Source organism: Sandaracinus amylolyticus, assembly GCF_021631985.1.
GTDB lineage: Bacteria > Myxococcota_A > Polyangia > Polyangiales > Sandaracinaceae > Sandaracinus > Sandaracinus amylolyticus_A.
On sequence record NZ_CP070225.1, the window covers coordinates 10,532,417 to 10,555,199 of the forward strand.

The following is a 22,783-nucleotide window of genomic DNA, read 5'->3' on the forward strand; positions in this document are numbered from 1 at the left end:
ACGATCAGACCTTCGGCGCGTCCTTGAACATCTGGTTGAACGCCCAGACTTCCTTGGCGCGAAGGCTCCCGAACTGGATGCCGACGAGGCCGTCCTTGATCCAGCGGACGATCGCCGGGATCTCGGCGTCTTCCTTGAGTGGCGGAAGACGCAGGCGTAGCCTGACCTCCGCACCGAACGTGATGCGATCCTTGATCTCGATCAGCGCACCACCGAGGCTGACGTTCTGCGTCAGGCCCGCCGACTCACCGTCGGGGTGCTTGAGGGTCACGTCCAGCGCGAGCGCATATCGCTCGTGGACACGGCGTCCGCTGCTCATGGGCAGGTCGACACTGACCCCTCGCCATGAGTGAAGTCAAGCATCGTCTCCGCGTCGGGCCGGATCTGCTCGCGGCGATGCTCGTCGTCGTTCCGTCCTCACTGCTCGTCGCGATCTGGCTCGCGCCGCGCGCCGCGATTCCCGCGGAAATTCCCCCGCTCTCGCTCGACGCCGCCGAGGCACGCGCGTCGATCGCGCAGGAGCATCGCGTCGCCGCGCATGCCCCGACCGACGACGATGCGCGACGCCGTCGCGAGCTCTACGAAGCGCAGAACCTCGCGTCGATCCACGGTGAGCCCGCGGAGCGCGGCGAGGCGCGGCGCGCCGAGCTGCGCGAGGTGCTCGATCGGATGATCGACGCGCACGGCGAGGCCGTGGTCGAGGTGGTCCGCGCCGAGGACGTCGAGCGCATGATCCCTGCGCTCGCGGGCGAGGGTGACGACACCTCGCGCGCCGCGCTGCTCGGCGACTTCCGCGAGGCGCTCGAGCGATGGGGCGCGATCGCCGGCGAGCGTCGCGTCGCGCCCGACCTCGTGGTGCGCGCGCTCTACGCCGCGCGCTGGAACGCGGTGCACGGGCGACCGCTCACCGAGGGCCTCGACGAGGTCCGACTGCGCGCGTACCACGGCTGGCTCGCGCTCCACGGTGACGCGGCCGACGAGAACCTCCGCCTCGCCGCGCTCGACGCCTACGAGCGCGCGGGCGGCGCGAACGCCGACGAAGCGCGCGGCGTGCTCGCGTGGCGCGCCGGCGACGCCGAGGCCGCAGCCCTCGCGTTCACCCGCGGCCACGAGCGAACCGGCGACCTCCGCCTGCGCAACCACGCCCTCGCCGCCGCGATGCGCGCCGCGGGTCCGGGCGACCCCTGAGCGAGTGTCAAAACGGCTCGCCGACGCAGGGCCCTCTGTCCGCGTGCGCGGCACGCTCCCGTAGGCCCCTCCGCCAGCGAGCACTCCAGGTGGACCGAGCCGCCTTGCACGTCGTCGACCTCGGGACATTCTTCGCGCTTTGCGCGTAGACTGGGCGGCGTTTCGTGCGTGACGGGAAGCAGGGGAGGGCCATGCGTTTCGATCTGAGGAAGACGCTCTTCATCCTCCCGAACCTCTTCACGCTCTCCAGTATCTTCTGCGGCTTCTACGCGATCGTCGCGTGCACCACCGCGAACGGAGCGGGCGAGACCAGCGCCGAGGACTTCTATCGCGCGGCGCTGCTGATCGTGTTCGCGATGTTCTTCGACGTGATCGACGGTCGTGTCGCGCGCCTGACCAAGACGCAGAGCGCGTTCGGCGTGCAGATCGACTCGCTCGCCGACGTCGTCTCGTTCGGCATCGCGCCCGCGATCCTCGTCTACCGCTGGTCGCTCCACACGCTCGGCGTCGGCGGGCTCATCGCGAGCTTCGCGTACGTGGCGTGCGGCGCCATCCGGCTCGCGCGCTTCAACGTGATGGCGACCAGCCCGAGCGGCGCGCCGAAGAAGCCGGGCAAGTACATCATGGGCCTGCCGATCCCCGGCGCGGCGGGCGCGCTGGTGTCGATCATCGTCGCGAACTTCGCGGTGACCGGCTCGCTGCAGAGCGCGCCCGAGGTGATGCTCGGCGTGGTGATCGCGCTCTCGTTCTTCATGGTGAGCACGGTCCCGTTCCGCTCGTTCAAGGACATCAAGCTCGGCTGGCGCAGCGTGATCTTCGTCGGGCTCACGATCGCGTCGAGCGCGGTGATCGCAGCGACGTACCACCCCTCGTTCGCGCTGGTGTGGCTCATCGTGGGCTACGTCGCGATCGCGGTGCTCGAGGCCGTGCTCGAGATCTCGCGCAAGGCGGCGCGCCTCGCGGGACGTCGGGGACAGTCGCCGGCGACGGTCGAGCCCGCCGAAGAGAAGCAGCGCCCCAGCGTTCCGTGATGATGCGAAGGTGGGCGGTCCTGATCGCGGGCCTCGCGCTCGCGGCGTGCGGTGATGAGAGCGAGCCGGACGACCTCGCGGCGAGCTGCGACGGCGAGCGCGTGCTCGAGTGCGATCCCTACGAGTACACGGCGATCGCGAGCGCGTCGGTGACGCCCGAGCGCATCGGGCCGCTCGATCCCACCGCGCGCGCGACGGTGCACGTCGAGCTCGAGGCGTGCGACATGCGCCCGGGCGCGGCGAGCGTGCAGCTCTTCGCGTTGATCGCGCCGGCCGACGCGGGCGCCGACGAGGTGCGCGTGGTCGACCTCGGGCTGACGGTGCGCGACGACGGGACCAACGGCGACGAGACCGCGAACGACGGCGTGATCGACCAGACGGTCGGCAACCCGTTCGGCCGCGAGATCCCGGAGCGCAGCGACATCACGCTGCGCTTCGTCCCGGTGCTCCAGGGCTGTCAGGGCGATCCGCTCGAGCTCGCGTACCCGACCGGGACGCGTTTCGAGATCTGAGCGTCACAACCCGCCACGTCGATCGTCATCTCCTCAGAAGGAGAGACACGACATGAGCAGCTCGAACGACATCCGCTTCGACAAGGAGATCCCCGCCGTCCTCACGGCCCTCGGCGCGGTCCACCACGCGATCGACGAGCGCCCGCTCGAGCGCAAGCTGCACCACCTCGTGGTGCTCCGCGCCTCGCAGATCAACGGCTGCGCGTTCTGCGTCCGCATGCACACCCGCGAGGCGCGCGAGGACGGCGAGACCAACGAGCGGCTCGATCGCCTCGTCGTGTGGCGGCACTCGAGCGAGTTCAGCGAGCGCGAGCGGGCTGCGCTCGCGTGGACCGAGGCGCTCACGAGGCTCGACCACGAGACCGACTATGCGACGCTGCGCACGCAGCTGCGCGCTTCGTTCTCCGACGCCGAGATCGCGGCGCTCACCGCGACCGTCGGCATGATCAACCTCTGGAACCGGCTCCAGGTCTCGAGGCACTGATGACCCAGACGGCCCACGACGACGCGTTCACCGAGGCGCGCCCGATGCTGCTCGGGCTCGCGTACCGCATCCTCGGCTCGCGCGCCGACGCCGAGGACGCGGTGCAGGACACGTACGTGAAGTGGCTCGGCGCGCACGACGTGGAGAGCCCGGGCGCGTGGCTCACCGCGACGTGCACCCGGCGCTGCATCGACATGCTGCGCGCCGCGCACCGCTCGCGCGTCGACTACGTGGGCCCCTGGCTGCCCGAGCCGCTGCACACGCCGATCGAGGAGCCGGGCGACGTGGGTCTCGCCGCGTCGCTCGGCACCGCGTTCCTGCTCGTGCTCGAGCGCCTCACGCCCAAGGAGCGCGCCGCGTACCTGCTGCACGAGGTGTTCGACGTCTCCTACGCCGAGACCGCGCGCACCCTCGAGATCAACGAGACCGCGTGCCGCAAGCTCGTCTCGCGCGCCCGTGCCCACGTCGATCAGGCGAAGGTCCGCCACGTCACGCCGCGCGAGCGACAGGACGAGCTGCTCGCGGCGTTCGAGGTCGCGATCACCTCGGGCGAGCTCGATCGCCTCTCCGCGCTCCTCGCCGACGACGTCGAGCTGCGCGCCGACGGCGGGGGCAAGGCCAGCGCGATCCCGAAGCCGCTCCACGGCAAGCGCGACGTGCTCGTGTTCGTCGGCAAGCTGCGCGAGTGGTGGCGCGGCTACGAGTGGGTCGCGACCGAGCTCAACGGCGGTCGGGGCGTCGTGCTGCGCATGGACGGCGCGATCACCGCCTCGCTCTCGTTCGCCTACGACGAGTCGGGCGCGGTCACGCACCTCTACATCGTGCGCAACCCCGACAAGCTCGCGGCGCTCGCGTCCTGAGGCCGACGTGGCGGGCTGGAGGGAGCTCTTCGCCGGCGCGGGCGCGATGCGCGCGCTCGTGCTGGTCGGCGGGGTCGCGCTGCACGCGATCGATCTCTACGTCGCGACGACGATCCTGCCCTCGGTCGTCGCGGAGATCGGCGGGCTCGAGCGCTATGCCTGGAGCACGGCGCTCTTCGTGGTCGCGTCGATCGTCGCGTCGGCGCTCTCGGCGCGCCTGCTCGCGCGGCTCGGCGCGCGTCACGCCTACGTCGCCGCGTCGATCGTGTTCGGCGTGGGCGCGTGGATCTCCGCGAGCGCGACGTCGATGGACGCGATGCTCGCGGGTCGCGTGGTGCAGGGGCTCGGCGGCGGGCTCCTCGTCGCGCTCCCCTACGGGATGATCCGCGCGCTCTACGACGAGCGGCTCTGGCCCCGCGCGATGGCGCTGGTCTCGGGGATGTGGGGCGTGGCGACCCTGGTGGGCCCGGCGATCGGCGGTGTGCTCGCCGAGCTCGGCGCATGGCGCGCCGCGTTCGGATCGCTGATCCCCGCGACCGCGCTCTTCGTCGTGCTCGCGCTGCGGGCGCTTCCGGGACGGATCGACGCGACCTCCGCGCCGCCGGTCGCGTGGGCCCAGCTCGCGCTCCTCGCCGCGTCGGTGCTCGCGCTCTCCGGGGCGAGCGTCGCGCGCTCGAGCGGGCTGCTCGTCGTGCTCGCCGGAGTGCTCGTGGTCGCGCTCTTCGTCGTCGAGCGACGCGCGTCGTCGCGCCTCTTCCCGCGGCTCGGCGCCCCGCTGGTGCGGCTCTACGCGGTGCTCTCGCTGCTCGCGATCACCGTCACCAGCACCGAGATCTTCGCGCCGCTCTTCCTGCAGGTGCTGCACGGGCGCTCGCCGCTGGTCGCCGGTGCGCTCGCCGCGCTCATGGCGGGCGGATGGACGCTGGGCTCGATCGCCGGCTCGAGCGCGCGCGACCCCGGCACCGTCGAGCGCGCGCTGCGAATCGCGCCGGTGATCGTGCTCGTCGCGACGATCGCCTGCGCGTGGCTCGTGCCGGCGCGCGCCGAGGACGGCGCGCTCGTCGTGCCGATCGCCGCCGCGCTCGCGATGGTCGGAGTCGGCGTCGGCATCGCGTGGCCCCACGTGCTCACGCGCGTGCTCCAGGTCGCGCCCGCCGACGAGCCCGAGCTCGCATCGGCGTCGATCACCACGGTGCAGCTCTTCGCGACCGCGCTCGGCGCCGCCCTGGCCGGTCTGATCGCGAACGGCGCAGGCCTCGGCACGCCCGACGGCGTCTCCCGCGCCGCGCTCGCGCTCTTCGCGACCTTCTCGCTCGCGCCCGCGGCGTGCCTCGCGATCTACTCGACGACCGGCAGCTTGCGCACCGAGCGCGCTTCGTAGCGCGCCTCGCGCGGCTCGGGCGCGCGCTCCGGCCGCACGTGCGCGGGACGCGCGCTCCACGCCTCGAGCACCTCCGGATCGAGCAGGTGGGTCGGACGCACGTTGCCGAGCGCGCGCATCATCACGCTGCGCACGTCGGGGTGCTGCGCCTCGAGCTGCGCGAGCAGCGCGCTCATGCGCTCGCGCTGCAGGCCCTCCTGCGAGCCGCAGAGGTTGCACGGCAGGATCGGGAACTGCTCGAGCGCCGCGTACTCCGCGATGCGCGCCTCGTCGCAGTCGATCAGCGGGCGGATCACCCGGAAGCGGCCGTCGTCGGTCACGTAGCTCGCCGGCATCGCCTGCAGCTTGCCCGCGAAGAACAGGTTCATCAGGAACGTCTCGAGCGCGTCGTCGCGATGGTGCCCGAGCGCGATCGCGCTGCACCCGAGGCGCTCCGCGGCGCTGTAGAGGATCCCGCGCCGCAGGCGCGAGCAGACCGTGCAGTACGTCCCGCCCGGCGCAGTGCGCGAGAGCACCTCGGAGTACGTGTCCTCGCGCAGGATCTCGTAGGGCCTGCCGCGCTGCGCGAGCCACGCCTCGAGCGGCGCGCCGTCGTAGCCGGGCTGCGCCTGATCGAGGTGCACCGCGACCAGCTCGACCGCGAAGGGCAGCCGCGGCACGAGCTTGTCGAGCAGCGTGAGCAGCGTGTAGCTGTCCTTGCCGCCGCTGATCGCGACCATCACACGCTCGGCTCCGCCCGAAGCGGACGGACGCAGCAGCTCCCAGCGCTCGCAGGTGGTCTTCAGCGTGCGATAGAGGTGCTTCTCGAGGACGCGGCGCCGCTCTTCCATCGCGCGTCGGACTAACACTCCGAGCCCGTCGAGTCGACGGCGCCCGCGGTGCCTAGTTGCGTCCTGTGGCCGGCCCGATCCCCGAAGGCTCGCTCACCGCGGGTGTCGCCGCTCGGGTCTCTCCGCTCGCCGACCTGATCGCGGCGCATCGCCACGCGCTCCTCGCGTGCGGGGCCCCGCCGTCGCGGGCGGCGGGAGCGTTCGATGCGCTCGTGGACGCGCTCGTCGCGAGCCTGCGCGCGGGGGCGATCCAGGGGGTGCGCGAGTCGGTCGGGCGAATCGACGACCTCGAGGCGTTCGTGCGCGAGCACGACGCGCTGCGGGAGTGCGTCCTCGATCTCGCGTCCTCGGGCTCACCTCCGATCGCGCTCGCCGAGCTGCGCATCGCGCTCGCGTTCCTGGCCGAGCGCGTCGCGGCGGGCGTCGCGTCGTTCGTCGCTGCGCGCGCCGAGCGCGCCGAGGCGCAGACCGCGGCGATCCTCGACGTCGCGCTCGACGCGATCATCTCGATGGACGCCGCCGGCCACGTCGTCGCGTGGAACCCCGCGGCGGTGCGGATGTTCGGGTACACCCGCGACGAGGCGCTGGGCCGACCGCTCGCGGAGCTGGTGATCCCGCCGCACCTGCGCGAGGCGCACACCCGCGGGGTCGCTCGCTACGGCGCGACGCGCGAGAGCCGCATCCTCGATCGACGCCTCGAGATGCCGGCGATCCGCCGCGACGGCTCGCACCTCACGGTCGAGCTCACGATCACCTGCGTGCCGAGCGGCGGAGCTCCGTGGTTCACCGGCTACCTCCGCGACATCACCGCGCACAAGCGCGCCGAGGAGCGACAGCGCGTGCTGCTCCGCGCGTCGGAGATCCTCGCGTCGTCGCTCGAGCTGCACACGACGCTCGCCTCGCTCGTCGAGCTCGCGGTGCCGGCGATCGCGGACTGCTGCGTGGTGGAGATCCCGGGCGAGCGCGGGCACGAGGGAACGCTGCTGGTGCACCACGTCGACGACGAGCAGCGCGATCGGGCGCGCGCGCACCTCGCCGCGCGGCGCGAGCCGTCGCGCGTGCTGCGCACCGGAGAGGCCGAGCTCCATCCAGGCCTCGCGGTCGAGCTCTTGGCGGGCGACGTGGAGCTGGTCGCGCTGCACACGATCGGCGCGCGCTCGGTCATCCGCGTGCCGCTCTCCGCGCGCGGGAAGATCGTCGGCGCGCTGACGCTCGCGAGCGCGACCCGGCGCTACGCCCAGGACGACCTCGACTTCGCGCGCGAGCTCGCGGTGCGCGCCGCGCTCGCGATCGACAACTCGAGTCTCTACGAGGCGGCGCGGCGCGCGGTGGTCGCCCGCGAGGACGTGCTCGCGATCGTCTCGCACGATCTCCGCAACCCGCTCTCCGCGATCCGCACCAGCGCGTCGCTGCTGGTCCGCACCGCCGACCAGCACGCCGCGGGCAGGCTGATCGAGACGATCCAGCGCGCGTCGGGCCGCATGGAGCGTCTGATCCGCGACCTGCTCGATCTCGCCGCGATCCAGGCGGGGCGGCTGACGATCGTCGAGAAGCCCGAAGACCCCCGGGAGATCATCGCCGAGGCGCTCGAGCTGCAGGAGCCGCTCGCGCGCGAGAAGGAGCTGCGCCTGGTCGCCGACGTCGCGCTGGCGCCGGTCGCGGTGCGCTGCGATCGCGAGCGCGTGCTCCAGGTGTTCTCGAACCTCCTCGGCAACGCGATCAAGTTCTGCCGGCGCGGCGAGACGATCACGGTGCGCGCAGCGGTGCGCGATCGCGAGCTCGAGATCACGGTGGCCGACACCGGCCCCGGCATCGCGCCCGCGGAGCTGCCCCACGTGTTCGATCCGTATTGGTCGGCGCGCCGCCACGCGCGCCGCGGCACCGGGCTCGGCCTCTACATCACCAAGGGCATCGTCGACGCCCACGGCGGCACGATCCGCGCGGACAGCACGATCGGCGTCGGCAGCTCCTTCACGTTCACCCTGCCGCTCGAGACGGTCACTCCGTGAGCGCGCGCGTGAGGGTGTCCGATGCCTCGTCGCAGTTGAGCTCCCAGATCATCACGCCGCCGAGCCGCCGCGCGCGCGCGAAGTCGCGCTTGATCCGGATCGAGCGGGGATCGTCGTAGGTCACGAACACGCCGCTCGACGAGTTGTAGAGATAGGGGACCTGGCCCACCGGGTCCCAGCCCTGCGTGAACCCGGCGTTCGGGAGGTAGTTGGCGGCGATGTCCTTCCACTCGATCACGCCGGGCTCCCAGGTGCCCGGGCCGGCGCCGGTCGCGCTCTGCCGCAGGCCCGAGCCGCCGCCGGTCACGCCGGTCCACGAGCGCCCGTAGAACGGCACGCCCATCACGATCCGGTCCGCCGGCACGCCGCCCTCGAGGAGGCCGTCGACCGCGTGCGCCACGCCCCAGCCCACCGGGTCACCCGGGGCCGTGACCATCGGCGCGTTGTGCCCGGTCATGCGCTCCCACGACCCGTGATAGTCGTAGGACATCAGGTTGATCCAATCGAGCACGCGGCCGAGCTCGGGGAGCTCCAGGTTCGCGAACGCCTCGGGGCTCTGGCCCGACGCGATCGTGAGGAGGTAGGGCTCGCCGCGTCCCTGCGCCGACGCTCGCGCGACGAGCTGCCGCCGCAGCTCCTCGAGGAGCAGCGTGTAGTTGTGTCGGTCCTCGGGACGTCGGGTGTTGGTCTCGAGCCCGCCGCTGACCGGGAACTCCCAGTCGATGTCGAGCCCGTCGAAGCCGTAACGCACCATGATGTCGATGCACGACTCGGCGAACGTGCGCCGGCTCGCGTCGCTCAGCGCGACATCGGAGAACGAGCCGCTCCAGGTCCATCCGCCGACGCTGAGCAGCGTGCGCAGGTGCGGATGCGCCTGCTTCAGCAGCTCGAGCTGATGGAAGCTGCCGCGCACCGCGCCGCCCTCCCACGTGTCGCCGGGATAGGCACGCTCGATGTCGGCATAGGAGTCGCCGAGCACGCAGCGCCCGTTCTGGATGTTCAGGAACGCGTAGTTGATATGCGTCAGCTGCTCCGCCGGCATATCCATCACGTGATAGTTGCGCTGGTAGACGCTCCACGCCGAGAAATACCCGACCACGCGCGCACCGGGCACCGGCAGCGGATCACCCGCGTCGGTGTCGGGGTCGACCGGCCCGCCGTCGCTGCGTCCGGTCGTGCCGCCATCGTCGTCTCCCCCGTCGGCGCCGCTCGCTCCGCCGTCATCGTCGCGGCCCGGTGCGCCATCGGGAGCCGCGTCGAGCTCGGGGGTGGAACATCCGCAGGCGAGAGCCAGAGCGAGGACGAGCGTCGCGACGCGCATGACCGATAGAGGCGCGAGCGCGCCGAACCGGGTTACGGCGCGCGCGAGAAAGCGAGATCGGGGAGCCCGTTCGCCGCGCGCCGAGAGAACATCCCGGCTGCTCGCACGTCGACGGCGAGCAACAGGAGGCTCCATTCCATGTCGCGTTCGATCGTCTCGTCGCTCCTCGCGCTGTCGCTCGTCGTCCTCTCCGCGTGCGGCGGATCGTCGAGCGAGCCCGCATCGACACCCGACACCACCGGCAGCGAGCAGGCCTCGTCGGACGACACGACCACCACGCAGCACACGCCGGGCGAGTCCGAGCACCGCTGCGCGCAGGAGCTCGCGGCCGCCGACTGCAACGGCTGCACGATCCGCGAGAGCGGCGACCCGATGCAAGCCGCGACCCCGATCTGCGAAGCGACGCGCGAAGGCGAGGTCGTCGCCTGCCTCGAAGCGTGCTGCACCGGCTGCCCGCGCGAGTGACGTGATCGAGACCCCGCGTGCACATCGACGACGTCGAGCTCCCCGAGTGCCAGGCCGTGTGCGGCGGGTGAGGGCGCGTCAGCTCGCCGGCGCGTCGCCGCCCGGCGCGGGCGTGACACCGGGATCGGTGTCGCTGCTCGCGCCGCGCTCCGCGGCGGCCTCGGCCGCGCGGATGGCACCGAGGATCGGCTCCTCGTCGATGCCCTCGGCGGCGAGGTAGGCGGCGACCGAGTTGACCACGCGGATCCACTGGTTGCGCGCCGCGCCGCTCTTCAGCACGAGCTGGCCCTCTTCGCCGAGCGCCGCGCGCTTCACCTCGCCCTCGCCGAGGGCGCGCGCGCTCGACTGCAGCAGCGCGAAGAGCTCCTCGCCGGTGCGTCCGTCGAGGAACTTCAGCTTCGCGAGCGTGCGCCGCATCGACGCGCTCACGCGTGCGTCCCGCAGCTTGCCCTCGCCGGCCTCCTCCACGTAGCTACGCTGCACGATCGCGGCGCCCGTCGGAAAGAGCGCGTCGCGCAGGAGCCCGAGCGAGACGCGGGCCTCGTCGGTCTCGGCGATCACGATCTCGCTGTCGACGCGATACAGCAGCGCGCGCACGCACGCGTCGTGTCGCGCGTCGAGCGACGTCATCTCGGTCACGAGCTTCGCGAGCGCGGTGTTCGGCGGAGGCTGCGCGGCGATCATTCCGTCGTACGCGCGCTCCAGCTGTCCGAGCGGGCCCTCGGCGCCGCGCACGGCTTCGAGCGCCTTGCGTCGTTTGCCCCCTCGCGCGAGCAGCTCCGCGGTCAGCTCCACGATCTGGGCATTCGTCAGACTCTTGAGCGCCATCGTTCCCCCCGTTGGCTGCCGAGGTGGTAGCGGAACCGAGCGGCGCCGATCAAGAGCCGCACGCGCAGTCGCGCGAACCAGATCCGAGCCGGCGCGAGCCGCGCCTGCGCGTGTCGCGCGGACGGCGAGCCAGCTCGCGCTCGGTGCGCGCGTCGTCGAACCAGATCCGAGCCGGTGCGCGCTGCGTCCCCGCCTGTCGCGTCATCCGAGCTCCGGCTCGACCTGCCTCCGCGCGAGCTCGAACCGAAATGGGGCCGGCTCGAGCTGCGCCGCCGGCGGTGGCGACCGACGGGGGCCCGGCGGGAGCCGCCCTCGAATCGGTTCACATGGGCGCCGGGCCGGCTCGCGCCGGCTCGATTCCGGTTCGAGTGCCCGCGACCTCGGCTCGCGCCGGCTCGAGATCCGTCCTCGTCGCCGCCAGAACGGCGGCGGCGACGCTTCGTTTCGACGACACCGCGCCGAAGCGGCTCGCGCCGGCCACTCAACCGCCTCGCGCGTAGTTGTCGACGAGCCGGACGCCCGTCGCGACGCCGGGCTCGGCATGCTCGACGAAGATCGGAGTCTGCACGGCCCACGAGATCCGGATCGCTTCGAACAGAAGCGCGTGGAGGAAGCTCTGGGTGCAGACGCTGACGTTGCGGAAGTCGAGCGAGACGGGCTCGCGGCGGAAGAGTCGCGGCTGGATCTGCTCGCGCGAGAGCCGCGCCGCCGCTTTCACGTCCTCCGACACGGTGCTCACGACGAACGTCGGTGTGCCCTTCGGCGCGGCCTCGAAGCGCACCCAAGCGGACGTGTCGCGCTGCGGGGTGCGCTGTCGCGCTTTCTCGGTGATGGTCTCGATCATTCGGGCGTGATCTGCGGGCTCGCCGAGCGGCAGCTCGAATGCGACCAGCGTTCCGGGGAACCCCGTTCCTTCCGGCGGCAGGATGTCGAGCCGGTGGCTCGCGTAGCCGCCTTCGAGATCGCCGCGGAGCCACAAGGTTGCGCCTCGCGTCGCGAGGAGCATTCGGCCCGCGGTGAGCTTTGCCATCTCCGAGATGAAGAACAGCCCCATGCCGGCGTTCTCGGACGTGCCGGTTCGTCCGGGGCCGAAGGTCCCGGACACGTGCGGCTCGAGCGCCTTGACCACTGCGGCCTTCGCATCGGCGAGCTCCGGGTAGCTCGCCTGGAGCCCGGCGAGCACCCCTACGCCGGTGTCGGCGACCGCGACCTGCACGACGGGCTGCGGGTAGCCGCTGTACCCGGCCTTCATCAGCTGCGCCGCGATCACTCCGCCCCGCGGATCTGCCGAGTGCTGAACGGCGTTTCGCATCAGCTCGACGAGCACGTACACGATGCTCTTGCGCGACTCCTCGTCATCCGGGGACGCGATCAGCAGGGCCGCGATCTCCCGGGCGGTCGTCTCGAAGTTGCTGTGCGAGTCGATGCGCCGAAGCTTGCTGGTGCGGCCCGCTTCCCCAGCGCCCGCCGCGGGACGGCCCTCGATGACCTCGTCGATGCCGAGGGCATGTGCGAATCGCGAAGCGTTGCTCGTGCGCGTCGCACGAAGCTCGAGCGCATCACCGCCGTTTCGGCGCGCGAGCGCTCCGAGCCCCACCAGCGACCAAGCTTCCGCGACCTCGACCGCATCGAGGTCGACGGCCGCCGGCGTGCCGGCGCGGAACAGATGGAGGAACGAGAGCGGCTCGCGCAAGACGAATCGCTGGGGAATGGCGGGGCTCACTCGGCAAGTGTCTATCGGGTTCCACTCCGCGATGCCATGCGGCCGCCCTCGAACCACGAAGCGGCCGGAGCCCCGGGTTCACGCCCGCCCGCAGACACGATCTGGGGGGACTCGAGATCGCGCCGACCGCGAAGCAACCCCACCACGACCGGCCCGCTCGACGAGACCCAGCTCGAAACTGTTGGGAGCGCGAGCGCGCACACCGAAGCCTCACGGTCAGCACCCAGGTCGTCCTCGAGATCGCGCTCTCGCGAGCGACGAGCTCGTGCTCAGCGCGCGCGCCGCGGGTTCTCGTACACGCTGATGATCGGCACTCCGTCGTACGTGAGGACGTACACCGGATCGACGCGTCCGAACGCCATCCAGATCTGATAGTCGACCTCCACGAAGTGATCCTCGTGGTGGACGATCGCGTAGTCGGCGCCCGCGAGATCCCAGCTCGCGCGGATGTCGTCCCGCAGACGGCCGTCGCGCTGCAGCATCCGCCACGCGCTCGGCAGGGTGTCGCAGATCCACACGCTGCCGCGCTCGGGCACGTGCTCGTTCAGCCACGGCACCAGGCTGCCCGTGGTGAAGCCCCAGAACTGGCGCATCATCCCGAGGTCCGCCGCGCCCGGGACGCCGCCCGCCGCCGCGCCGTAGAACGAGAGCCCGTAGGGGTGGCTGTGCACGGTGTCGATCGCGCTCGGCGCGAGCAGCAGCGCCGCCGTCACCGCGGGCGTCGCCTCCTTGATCGCCGGCACGCGCTCCCCGGCCCACTCGCGCGCCGCGCGCGCGACGCGCACGAACGCGATGCCGGCGAAGATCGCCATGAACGCCCAGCCCGCGATGAAGTGCTTCGTGCCGCCGAAGATCGGCGTCCACGGCATCGCGATCACGACCATCGGCGCGAGCATCGAGCCGAACGCGAGCACGTCGGTGCACTGGCGATCGCCCTCGACCCGGCCGTGCGGCCAGAGGCGCTTCACCAGCCACGGCGGCACCAGCGCGCGCGCCCGCAGCGCGACGCCGGCGATCGCGAGGATCACGACGACGACCGACATCGTCATCAGCGTCATCACGAAGGGGAACACGATCGGTCCCGGCGGCCCGAAGTAGGTGCGACCGAGGAACGCGGTGTTGTAGTGGACGTGGTGCAGGTGGAACGACGCGTACTCGGAGAAGCGCGCGGCGGTGTCGTGCCACATCCACGGCCAGAGCCCGACGAAGATCGGCGGCCCGAGCACCGCGAACGCGATCAGCCACCACGGCACCAGCGTCGTGACCTTGCCCTTGCCGGCGCGCCGCGCCGCGAGCTCGCCCGGCATCACGAAGAAGAGCCAGTGCACCAGCAGCACGAGCGGGAGGATCCACGCGTTGTGCTTGGTCTCCAGCGCGAGCCCGTACGCGATGCCCGCGACGATCGCCCACCGCGGCTCGGCGAGCGAGCGCCAGTAGCAGTACGTGACGAGCGTCAGCATCGTCACGATCGGCACGTCGAAGCAGTCGAGGTGCGAGTGGTAGAAGACGTTGGGCATCAGCGCCCACGCGACCGCGGCGAACGCGCCCACCGCGCGCCCGTAGGCGCGCGCGCCGAACGCCCAGATCAGCCAGAGCACGAGCGAGCTCATCAGCATCCCGGGGAACCGGAACGCCATCGAGTCCTCGGGGAAGAGATCCCACGTGCGGTGGGCGAGCCACGAGAGCGCGAAGAGCGACTTCGGGAGCGAGGGATGCTCGTGGTTGTTCTCCCAGTAGCGATCGATGTTCGCCTGCTCGAACGCGGCGTCGCGATCCTCGGCGAGCAGCTCGAACCACTGGGCGTAGCGCTCGGCGGCGTCGACGTAGAAGCCCTCGTCGCGGGCCATGCCGAGGTCGCGCGAGGTCGCGAGGAGCAGCGCGCAGTAGCTCACCGCGAGCACGAGGCCGACGAGGTGATCGCGCCAGCCGAGGGGACGACCGGTGATCATCGCGCCGCCTCCCGCGTGCTCGCGGCCCAGCACAGCGTGCGCAGGTGCGGGTTGGGCGCGCTGACGTCGACGTCGATCGTGCCGCGCTGGCCGCGCAGCGCCTCGGGGATCGCGGCCTCGATGCGCTTCCAGCCGTCGCCGTCGCGGTGCACGAGCCGACCGATCTCCTGCCCGTCGACGCGCACCACGACGTCGACCTCACCGCCGCTCATCGTGCGCTCGTGCTCCCACCACAGGCCCGCGTGCAGCACCACGCGCTCGCCGAGCGGCACGTCGCGATAGGTCGCGCGCACCGGCTCCTCGCCCGGCGGGTGCTGCCACACGCAGCGACGCGGCAGCATCTCGAGATCCTCCTCGACCGTCGCGCCGACCCAGAGCCAGGGGCGGCGCGGATCGCACACGTGCCGCTCGGCGGGCGTCATCGGGCCCGAGCCGAGCCCGCCGCCCGAAGGCCGACCGCCGCGCTGGGGGCGACAGGCGCGCGCCTCGTCGCCCTCGATCAGCGCGACCTCGGCGTCCATCACGTGCTCGACGAGGTCGTAGAGGATCGGCTCGGGCGCGAGGTCCCAGCGCTCGATGCGCACCCGCCCCACGAGCTCGACGTGATCGGGCGCGCGCTGCGGGGCCTCGGGGGTGCGGTGGCCGCGGATCGAGAGCTGCCAGAGGCGCGAGTAGGGCGCGAGGTCGGCGCGCCCCGCGCTGCGCACGTCGAGCAGATCGCCCACCGCCGCGCGCATCAGCGGATCGGCCCAGTGGGGCGCCGACGTGACCACGTCGCCCTCGCGCCACTCGGCGCGCACGCGCGCGGCGGCGGCCTGCCAGTCGGACCACGGCACGACGCGCGACTGGGTCACGACGTGCGCGACGATCTCGACCACCGCCAGCGCGAGCACGAGCAGCCACGCGCGGCTCGCGCGCGGGCGCTGCGTGGGAGCGCGCGGAGGGGGCGCGGCGGGAGCGGGATCGGGCGGGGGGCGCGAGGTCACGGGGGCGGCAGGATCGCGCCCTCGGCGCGTTCGCGGCCGAATCCTAGCCCGAAGACCACTCGTGTCGATCGTCGCCGTTCGACGACCACGAGCGTCGGCGACGCGGTGTCGTCAGCTCACTCGGCCGGCACGCAGGTGTAGGTGACCGCCATGCGCTCGAGGTTCGGCGTCGCGGCGCGGGTCGGGCCGGACGAGAGCAGCGCGGTCACGCGCAGGTGGCGCATGCCGTCGGCGTAGCCGCGCGCGCGCAGCGCCGGGAGGATCTCGCGGGGCGAGGTCGCGGACGGCACCGTGATGATCGCGCGGGGCGCGCCCGCGACGTCGGTGGCGACGTCGGCGGCCTGCAGCTGGAATTCGAGGCTGGTGCCGGTCGGCACGGTCGCGGTCCAGCTGAGCGTGCCCCAGTCGGGCCGCTCGTTCGCGGCGCAGCGCGCGGTCGAGTCGTAGTCGCGCCAGTAGCTGCCGCTCGCCGGGTACTCCGCGCGGATCGGCGGGACGACGATGCGCACCGGCACGCTGTCGAGCACGTAGGTGCCGTCGCCGACGAGCTGCAGCTCGAAGTCGAACACCTGGGGCATCGCCGTGCGCGGCACGCCGCCCGGCGCGACGCCGGTGTTGTGGAAGACGACGTCGAAGCCCACGTCGCTGCCCGGCAGGCACTGCCCGCACATCGAGCCGGTGCGGGGCCCGGTGCAGCGCGACGCGGGGCAGTTGTTGATCGTGATCGACTGCACGAAATTGCGCTCGTCGAACGTCGTCGCGGGGTTGTCGGTGGCGCGCGCGCTCACGTCCATGCGCGAGTAGTTGGCGAGCCGCTGGACCGCCTGCACCACGGTGCTGTCGAGGCCCGAGCCGTCGTTCGAGATCGTGTAGACGAAGGGATCGCCCGCGTCGTCGACGCTGCCGGTGGTGGTCGCGACGTCGCGCAGATCCTGGAGCAGGTCGGGGCAGAACGTGCCCTCGTCGCCGCTCGCGCCGTCGCTGCAGGAGCGGATGCCGATGAACTTCACGTTGCGCGCGCGCAGCGCGTGCGAGGTGTGCTCCCAGTACGCCGGCGCCTGGGCGCTCGGGTAGGGCGGCGAGCCGTCGGTGGGCACGCGGCCGTTGACCGAGAGGTAGTAGCTGCCGTCCGCGCCGTCCCAGCCGTCGACGACGACGTAGTAGGTGCCGGGCTCGAGCACCGTCGTGATCATCGACGCGGTGCCGCTGAAGTAGATGTCGTCGCTGCAGGTGACGCGGTTCGCCGCGGTCACCGAGTCGCGGAAGAGCGAGAGCACCGTGTCGTAGCTGCTGTACTGGCTGTACGTCGTGAGCTGCACGCGGCGGCGCTCGGTGAGCGTGAAGCGGAACACCGCGTCCTCGCCCGAGGCGTTGCACCCGACGACGCTGGTGTCGTAGTCGTTGCCGAGGCGATAGGTCGAGCTGCCCTGCGACCAGCGGGTGCGGCCCTCGTACACGCGCTGCTGGTTCGAGCCGATCATCGTCGTGATGTCGCCCATGTCGTGGGCGGAGGCCTGGGTGTCGTTGCGGTAGCGCATCGAGGCCGAGCCGCTGTTCTCGAGCGAGATCGTGGTGGCTGCGGGCCAACGCTCGTCGAACGCGTAGTCGAACTGGCGATCGGGGCCCTCGTGCATCGGCGCGTCGCTGAAGCCGATCACGATCGGGATCGCGCCGGTGCGGAAGCAGCCGTAGCCCCAGCGATCCGCGGCGCACGCGGAGAACGCGGCGTTCCCGGAGCGCGCCGGATAGTACGAGCCGAGCCCGTTGCCCGTGACCGTCGCGTAGAGGCCCTGGGCCATGGACTCGGGCCAGTCGACGTTGCCCTGGGTGACGAGCCCGTTGACCGCGTTCTGCACCGCGGTGAAGTCCGACGTGACGTCCTGCACGTGCACGTAGACCGGGTTCTCGGCGGAGCCGTAGGGCGTGCGCGGGTACTCGCGGAAGTAGCCGACGCCGAACTGCGCGTTCGGGATGATGCAGTTGATCGCGCCGAGGATGCCGCGGCACGCCGACGAGCCCTGGAACTGCACGTTCATCGCGTAGGTGCCCGCGCCGCCGTTCCAGCCCTCGAGGAGGATGAAGTAGACGCCCGCCCCGAGGGTCTGCGTGATGCGCGAGCGGCGGCTGCCGCTGATGTCGTCGCTGCACGCGAGCTCGCCGAAGGTGCCGTTGCGCAGCGAGAGCACCGTGTCGTAGCCGAGGGGCTCGAGCGTCTCGATCGTGACGACCTGCTCGGACGTGAGCTCGAAGCGGAACACCGCGTCGGCGGCCGTGCCGCCGCCCGAGCAGCCGGCCGCGTGGTCGTTCGCCATGCCCGCGGTCGTGCCGGTGACGGGGTACACGCCGGGCAGCGGATCTCGGCCGAAGTCGTGCGCGCTCCCCATCGCCTCGTTGCCGCTGACCGCGCGCGACGGATAGAGCGTGCCACCGAGGTAGTTGCCGCTGGTCAGCGCGTTGCGCAGCGTCGAGATCTCACCGGCCATCGAGGCGGTGGCGTCCATCAGGACGTAGACGTCGGCCGCGTTGATCGCGGTGCTGATCGAGATCGGATCGGGGCCCTCGGTCGCGCCCGCGGGCAGCAGGTGGAAGATGCCGCCTTCCTCGGTGAACCCGTCGCGCGTGGGGTCGTCGGGGAAGCTGTCGAAGTCGTCGGGCACGCCGTCGCCGTCGCGATCACCGCTGCCCATGTACGTGCCGCTCTGCGGGAGCTCCACGCCGGTGCCGCCGGGACGGAGCACCACGCCCGACGAGTTGCCGCCGGTGACGTCGCCCGGCGACGTCGGCTGATCGACGTACTCGAAGCAGCGCGGGTCGCACGCGTTGCACTGGGTGGGGCCCGAGATCAGCGGGGCCGCGACCACACCGGGCGTGCTCTCGTAGGGCGCGACCTCGCACGCGGTCCACGCGCCGTCGCGGCAGTAGCGCTCGCCCGCGCCGAGGCAGACGCGCTCGCCGCCGACGACGACCGGCTCGGGGTAGCACTCGACCGACTCGGTGCCGGGCTCGCACGGGCAGCCCTCCTCGGGCCGCAGGCACGACGACACGCCGCCGTCCTCGCGATCGCCGGGGCCGGGCGGTGCCGGCGTGGCGCCTCCGCTCTCGCAGGCGACGGCCGTCAGCGCGGCGAGCACGAGCCACGCGCGGCTGTGCGTTGGGGCGGACGAGCGAGAGGGGGTACGGCGGGGGCGCATGCGAGACTCCTCGGTCACATGGCAGAGCCGGCGACGCATCGGGGCGGCGCCTCGCGGTCGAACGTCGCGCAGACCTGGCGGGGCGGGCACTCGGTGGTCGAATCGCAGGTGCCGCTCGGACGCGCGCACTCGGATCGACCCTGGCCCGAGAGGTCGACGCACTCCACCAGACCTTCGTCGGTGCAGTCGGCGACCGTGCGGCAGAGGCCGCCGTAGCGGGTGCACTCGGTGCTGCGGCTCACCGGGAACACCGTGCACACGTTGCCGGGATCGCAGTCGGCGTTCGTGGTGCACGCGAGGCTCGGGAGCGAGCACTCGAGCGCGCCGTCGGCGTCCACGTCGACGCAGCGGCCGCCCGGCAGGTCGGTGCAGCCGGCGTCGCTCGCGCAGGGGCGGTGGACGCGCTGGCAGAAGCCGCCGCCGAGCGTCGTCGTGGGGATGCGGCAGACGTAGCCGCGCGGGCAGTCCTCGACCTCGACGCAGGGCACGCGGCGATCGACGCAGGTGCGCGCGCCCGTGCCCTCGCACTCGAAGCCCTGCGGGCACTCGCGGCTGTCGGTGCAGCCCGCGACCGGACGCTGGCAGGTGCCGCCGACGCACGCGGAGCCGGCGGGGCAGTCGGTCGGCGCGCCGCACGGGGCGCCGGCGGGATGGCAACGCGCGGTTCCGCACACGTCGGCGATGCAGCGCTCGCCGGCGGCACAGCTCGCGTCGCCGGTGCACGCGGGCGCGGGGCGCGGGCAGGGGCAGAGGTCGCTGCAGGCGCCGCCGTCGACGTCCTCGTCGCCGCCGTCGGGCTCGGCGGGGCCGGCGTCCAGCTTCATGGCGTCGAGGGGCTGCGCGTCGGCGGGGACGTGGCCGTCGTCGGGCGTCGTGGCGTCGAAGGGCGTGCTCGCGTCGACGCTGCCGTCGATCTGCCCGGCGTCGAGGCCGTCTCCTCCGGCGTCGGAACGGGAGGCGTCGCGGGGCGCGGCGTCACTCGGGACGCTCGGCGGGCGATCGCCGCCGCACGCGCTCAGCAGTGCGGCGAGCGAGCCCACGAGGGCGAGCGCCAGGACGATACGCATGGTCGGGCGTTGCCGGACAGCAAGGAACGTTCCGGTGGGCACGCAACGCGAGATTCCGCGTGATCCCGCGCGCGTGGTGCGCGGGGCACCCGCACCAAGTTGCAGAGTCTGCATTTTTTTCACCCGATGAAGGCCGGGTTCAATCGCACTGCACGCGCGTCAGCAGGACCCGGGTGCGCGCGCCCTCGACGTCGACCCGGGCGATCGCGAGCCGTCCGTCGCCGGTCGCGCGCATCACCAACGAGCCGTCGGTGGTCGCGGGGCCGAGCGGCACCGTCGAGCGCGGCAGGAGCGTCGTGTCGAGGAACGCGAGCGTCAGGTCCGCGCCTCCACCGGCGCGCGGCGCGCGGTACGCGACCGCCCAGGTGCCGCCGAAGCGCGCGATCGAGGGCTCGGTGCCGGTGCCGACCACGCGCTCGGTGCTCAGCGTGCCGAGGCGATCGAGCGCGCGCACGCGCACCTGGCGCTGGCCGCCGCCCGCGACCGCGGTGAACACGACGACGGCGTCGTCGTCCTCGGTCGCGAGATCGAGCGAGCCCTCGGCCGTCCGCTCGGCGCTCACGATGCGGGACGCGCCCGCCGACGACACGCCGCGCGCGTCGAGCGGGACCGCGACGACGTCGCTGTCGCTGCCCGACTCGCGGCTCCACGCCGCGTAGGGCCCGGTGGTGGCGGGCGCGAGCACGGACGTGAGCGGCACCTCGTCGCCGGTCGCGAGCGGATGCGCGGTGCCCTGCGGCGTGCCCGTCGCGTCGATCCACCGCGTGAGGAACGCGCTCGATGCGCCGCCCGGCGCGGTCTCGTTCCACGCCGCGACGAGGCCGCCATCGCTCGCGACGAGCGCGAGCCGATCGTCGCGGCCGGGATGGGTGGTGAGCCGCCACGCCGACGCGGCCTCGGGCGCGCCGTTCGCGCCGACCGGCAGCGCGTACACCTCGTAGTCGGCCTCGGGGTTCGCGTAGTAGCCGACGACGTAGCCGGTGCCTCGGGGCGCCGCGGCGGGCCCGCCGAGCAGCGAGCGCAGCATCGTCGAGCGCGGCGCGGGCGGATCGCCGCTCGCGGGCACGATCGTCCACTGGAGCTCGGTGTAGGTGTCGACGCGGCCCACCCACGCCGCGAGCCACGCGCTCGCGCCCGCGGCGAGCGCCACGCGGTCGTTGCGGATCTCCGAGAGGTCCGCGAGCGTGACCTCGTCGCCGGTGCAGGGGAGCGTGCCGCCGTCGATCGGGCCCGCGTCGTCCTCGGTGCCGCCGTCGTCCGGCGCGCCGCCGTCTTCGTCGGGGGCGCTTCCGTCCTCGTCGTCGCCGCCGCCGTCCGCGCGCGCGGCGTCGCGCACCTGGGCGTCGCGTGGGCCGGCATCGGTCGGCACCGAGGGCACGTCGTCGTCGCCGCAGCCGGCGAGGGCGAGGAGGACGGCGAGCATCGAGCCGACCGGGGAGAGCGAGCGCATCGGGCGCGAGGATATCCCGCGTCCTCGCAGGCGCGGTAGCTTGCGGCGGATCACGAAGGAGCCCAGAACGGCCATTCCGATGCGCGCCGACGTCGATCGATGCCTCGCCGCGATCGCGCGCTCGCTGCCGGACGATCGCGTGATCACCGACCCCGACGTGTGCGCGGCGCACGCGCGCGACGAGAGCGAGGCGACCGGTGCGATCCCCGACGCGGTGATCCGAGCGCGGGGCGCGGAGGAGATCGCGGTCGTGATGCGCGAGGCGAGCGCGCACGGCGTGCCGGTGACGCCGCGCGGCGCGGGCACCGGGCGCACCGGAGGCGCGGTGCCGGTGCGCGGCGGGATCGTGCTCGCGTGCGATCGCATGCGCGACGTGATCGAGATCGATCGCGTCGACTCGCTCGCGGTGGTCGAGCCCGGGCTCGTGACCGGCGCGCTCTACGAGGCGGTCGAGCGCGAGGGGCTCTTCTGGGGGCCCGATCCGAACTCGTGGGAGCAGTGCACGATCGGCGGGAACATCGCGGAGAACGCGGCGGGCCCGCGCGCGTTCAAGCACGGCTCGACGCGCGACTGGGTGCTCGGGCTCGAGGTGGTGACCGCCGAGGGCACGATCCTTCCGCTCGGTCGTCGCACCAAGAAGGGTGTGACCGGCTACGACCTCACGTCGCTGATCGTCGGCAGCGAGGGCACGCTCGCGTTCGTGACCCGCGCGGTGCTGCGCCTCGCGCCGCTCGCGGAGCGCGTGATCACCGTGCTCGCGTTCCTCGATCGCGAGGACGCGATCGCGCCCGCGGTGAGCGCGGCGCTGAGCGCGCGCGTGGTGCCGCGCTGCATCGAGCTGCTCGACGCGGAGACGCTCGCGATCCTGCGCGCGAGCGCGTCGGCGATCGCGATCCCCGAGGCCGCGAAGGCGCTGCTCGTGATCGAGCTCGAGGGGACGAGCGAGACCGTCGAGGGCGAGCTCGCGCGGCTCGGCGATGCGCTGGTGAGCGTGTCGCCCTTCGATCCGCTGGTCGCGACCGAGTCGAGCGAGCGCGAGCGCTTCTGGCGGGTGCGGCGCGACATGTCGCGCGCGCTGCGTCGCAGCGCGGGGTTCAAGCTGAGCGAGGACGTCGTGGTGCCGCGGCGCCGTCTCGCCGAGCTGATCACCAAGTGTCGCGAGATCGCGGCGCGCCGAGGGATCCGCATGCCGGCCTACGGTCACGCGGGCGACGGCAACCTGCACGTGAACCTGCTCTGGGATCACGCCGAGCAGGAGCCCGCGGTGCAGGCGGCGATCCGCGAGCTCTTCGAGACGACGATCGCGCTCGGCGGCACGCTGAGCGGCGAGCACGGCATCGGCGTGCTCAAGGCGCCCTATCTCCCGCTCGAGCAGCCCGAGCCGCTGATCGCGCTGCAGCGGCGCCTCAAGAACGTGTTCGATCCCCGCGGGGTGCTGAACCCCGGCAAGATCTTCCCGGGGGATGGCCACCGACAGGGGTGCTGATGCGGCCGGAATCCTGGCACCA

19 protein-coding genes are annotated in these 22,783 nt (G+C 72.6%); 9 read left to right on the top strand and 10 right to left on the bottom strand.

What is annotated here, in order from left to right; all coding sequences use genetic code 11:
• Positions 1-4: 4 nt before the first annotated feature.
• Positions 5-319, bottom strand: coding sequence for a PilZ domain-containing protein (locus I5071_RS44795; protein ID WP_236519571.1), 315 nt, complete (start codon positions 317-319; stop codon positions 5-7).
• Positions 320-345: 26 nt separating this feature from the next.
• On the opposite strand from I5071_RS44795, the gene I5071_RS44800 reads away from it, so the two are divergent.
• The 6 genes from I5071_RS44800 (at position 346) to I5071_RS44825 (ending at position 5,456) form a co-directional block, all read left to right on the top strand.
• Positions 346-1,188 (top strand): hypothetical protein, encoded by an 843-nt coding sequence (locus I5071_RS44800; RefSeq protein ID WP_236519572.1) that lies wholly within the window; start codon positions 346-348, stop codon positions 1,186-1,188.
• Between the two features lie 191 nt (positions 1,189-1,379).
• A complete protein-coding gene (gene pssA / locus I5071_RS44805; protein WP_236519573.1) occupies positions 1,380-2,219 on the top strand; it encodes a CDP-diacylglycerol--serine O-phosphatidyltransferase in 840 nt (279 codons plus the stop codon).
• Positions 2,219-2,731, top strand: coding sequence for a choice-of-anchor X domain-containing protein (locus I5071_RS44810; protein ID WP_236519574.1), 513 nt, complete (start codon positions 2,219-2,221; stop codon positions 2,729-2,731). Before pssA ends, I5071_RS44810 begins: the two co-directional genes overlap by 1 nt.
• A gap of 52 nt (positions 2,732-2,783) precedes the next feature.
• Positions 2,784-3,215, top strand: coding sequence for a carboxymuconolactone decarboxylase family protein (locus tag I5071_RS44815; protein WP_236519575.1), 432 nt, complete (start codon positions 2,784-2,786; stop codon positions 3,213-3,215).
• Entirely contained in the window at positions 3,215-4,075 is an 861-nt protein-coding gene (gene sigJ / locus I5071_RS44820; protein ID WP_236519576.1) for an RNA polymerase sigma factor SigJ, read from the top strand. Before I5071_RS44815 ends, sigJ begins: the two co-directional genes overlap by 1 nt.
• A 7-nt stretch (positions 4,076-4,082) precedes the next feature.
• Complete coding sequence (locus tag I5071_RS44825) at positions 4,083-5,456, top strand: MFS transporter (RefSeq protein WP_236519577.1); 1,374 nt, start codon at positions 4,083-4,085, stop codon at positions 5,454-5,456.
• On the opposite strand, the gene ttcA is transcribed toward I5071_RS44825, so the two are convergent.
• Positions 5,414-6,286: a tRNA 2-thiocytidine(32) synthetase TtcA gene (gene ttcA / locus I5071_RS44830; protein WP_236519578.1), complete on the bottom strand. Its 873-nt coding sequence runs from the start codon at positions 6,284-6,286 to the stop codon at positions 5,414-5,416. The genes I5071_RS44825 and ttcA overlap by 43 nt on opposite strands.
• 65 nt (positions 6,287-6,351) lie before the next feature.
• Between ttcA and I5071_RS44835 the strand changes: the two genes are divergently transcribed.
• On the top strand, positions 6,352-8,295 hold the full coding sequence (locus I5071_RS44835; RefSeq protein ID WP_236519579.1) for a sensor histidine kinase: 1,944 nt from the start codon (positions 6,352-6,354) through the stop codon (positions 8,293-8,295).
• Here I5071_RS44835 and I5071_RS44840 read toward each other — a convergent pair.
• A complete protein-coding gene (locus I5071_RS44840) occupies positions 8,285-9,616 on the bottom strand; it encodes a glycoside hydrolase family 18 protein (protein WP_236519580.1) in 1,332 nt (443 codons plus the stop codon). The genes I5071_RS44835 and I5071_RS44840 overlap by 11 nt on opposite strands.
• A gap of 138 nt (positions 9,617-9,754) precedes the next feature.
• Between I5071_RS44840 and I5071_RS44845 the strand changes: the two genes are divergently transcribed.
• Complete coding sequence (locus tag I5071_RS44845; RefSeq protein WP_236519581.1) at positions 9,755-10,081, top strand: hypothetical protein; 327 nt, start codon at positions 9,755-9,757, stop codon at positions 10,079-10,081.
• 78 nt (positions 10,082-10,159) lie between these two features.
• On the opposite strand, the gene I5071_RS44850 is transcribed toward I5071_RS44845, so the two are convergent.
• The 7 genes from I5071_RS44850 to I5071_RS44880 all read right to left on the bottom strand — a co-directional run bounded on the left by I5071_RS44850 (position 10,160) and on the right by I5071_RS44880 (position 21,275).
• The gene (locus I5071_RS44850) at positions 10,160-10,909 is read right to left on the bottom strand and encodes a hypothetical protein (protein ID WP_236519582.1); all 750 of its coding nucleotides are present in this window, start codon (positions 10,907-10,909) and stop codon (positions 10,160-10,162) included.
• Positions 10,910-11,390: 481 nt separating this feature from the next.
• The gene (locus I5071_RS44855) at positions 11,391-12,236 is read right to left on the bottom strand and encodes an STAS-like domain-containing protein (RefSeq protein WP_236519583.1); all 846 of its coding nucleotides are present in this window, start codon (positions 12,234-12,236) and stop codon (positions 11,391-11,393) included.
• A 665-nt stretch (positions 12,237-12,901) separates the two neighbouring features.
• On the bottom strand, positions 12,902-14,581 hold the full coding sequence (locus I5071_RS44860; RefSeq protein WP_236519584.1) for an ArnT family glycosyltransferase: 1,680 nt from the start codon (positions 14,579-14,581) through the stop codon (positions 12,902-12,904).
• Complete coding sequence (locus I5071_RS44865; protein ID WP_236519585.1) at positions 14,578-15,567, bottom strand: hypothetical protein; 990 nt, start codon at positions 15,565-15,567, stop codon at positions 14,578-14,580. The genes I5071_RS44860 and I5071_RS44865 overlap by 4 nt, the downstream gene beginning before the upstream one ends.
• A gap of 116 nt (positions 15,568-15,683) precedes the next feature.
• A complete protein-coding gene (locus I5071_RS44870; RefSeq protein WP_236519586.1) occupies positions 15,684-18,698 on the bottom strand; it encodes a hypothetical protein in 3,015 nt (1,004 codons plus the stop codon).
• A gap of 74 nt (positions 18,699-18,772) precedes the next feature.
• Entirely contained in the window at positions 18,773-19,825 is a 1,053-nt protein-coding gene (locus I5071_RS44875; RefSeq protein ID WP_236519587.1) for a hypothetical protein, read from the bottom strand.
• Positions 19,826-19,964: 139 nt separating this feature from the next.
• Entirely contained in the window at positions 19,965-21,275 is a 1,311-nt protein-coding gene (locus tag I5071_RS44880; protein WP_236519589.1) for a hypothetical protein, read from the bottom strand.
• Between the two features lie 79 nt (positions 21,276-21,354).
• Between I5071_RS44880 and I5071_RS44885 the strand changes: the two genes are divergently transcribed.
• The gene (locus I5071_RS44885) at positions 21,355-22,761 is read left to right on the top strand and encodes an FAD-binding oxidoreductase (protein WP_236519590.1); all 1,407 of its coding nucleotides are present in this window, start codon (positions 21,355-21,357) and stop codon (positions 22,759-22,761) included.
• Positions 22,762-22,783 lie beyond the last annotated feature (22 nt).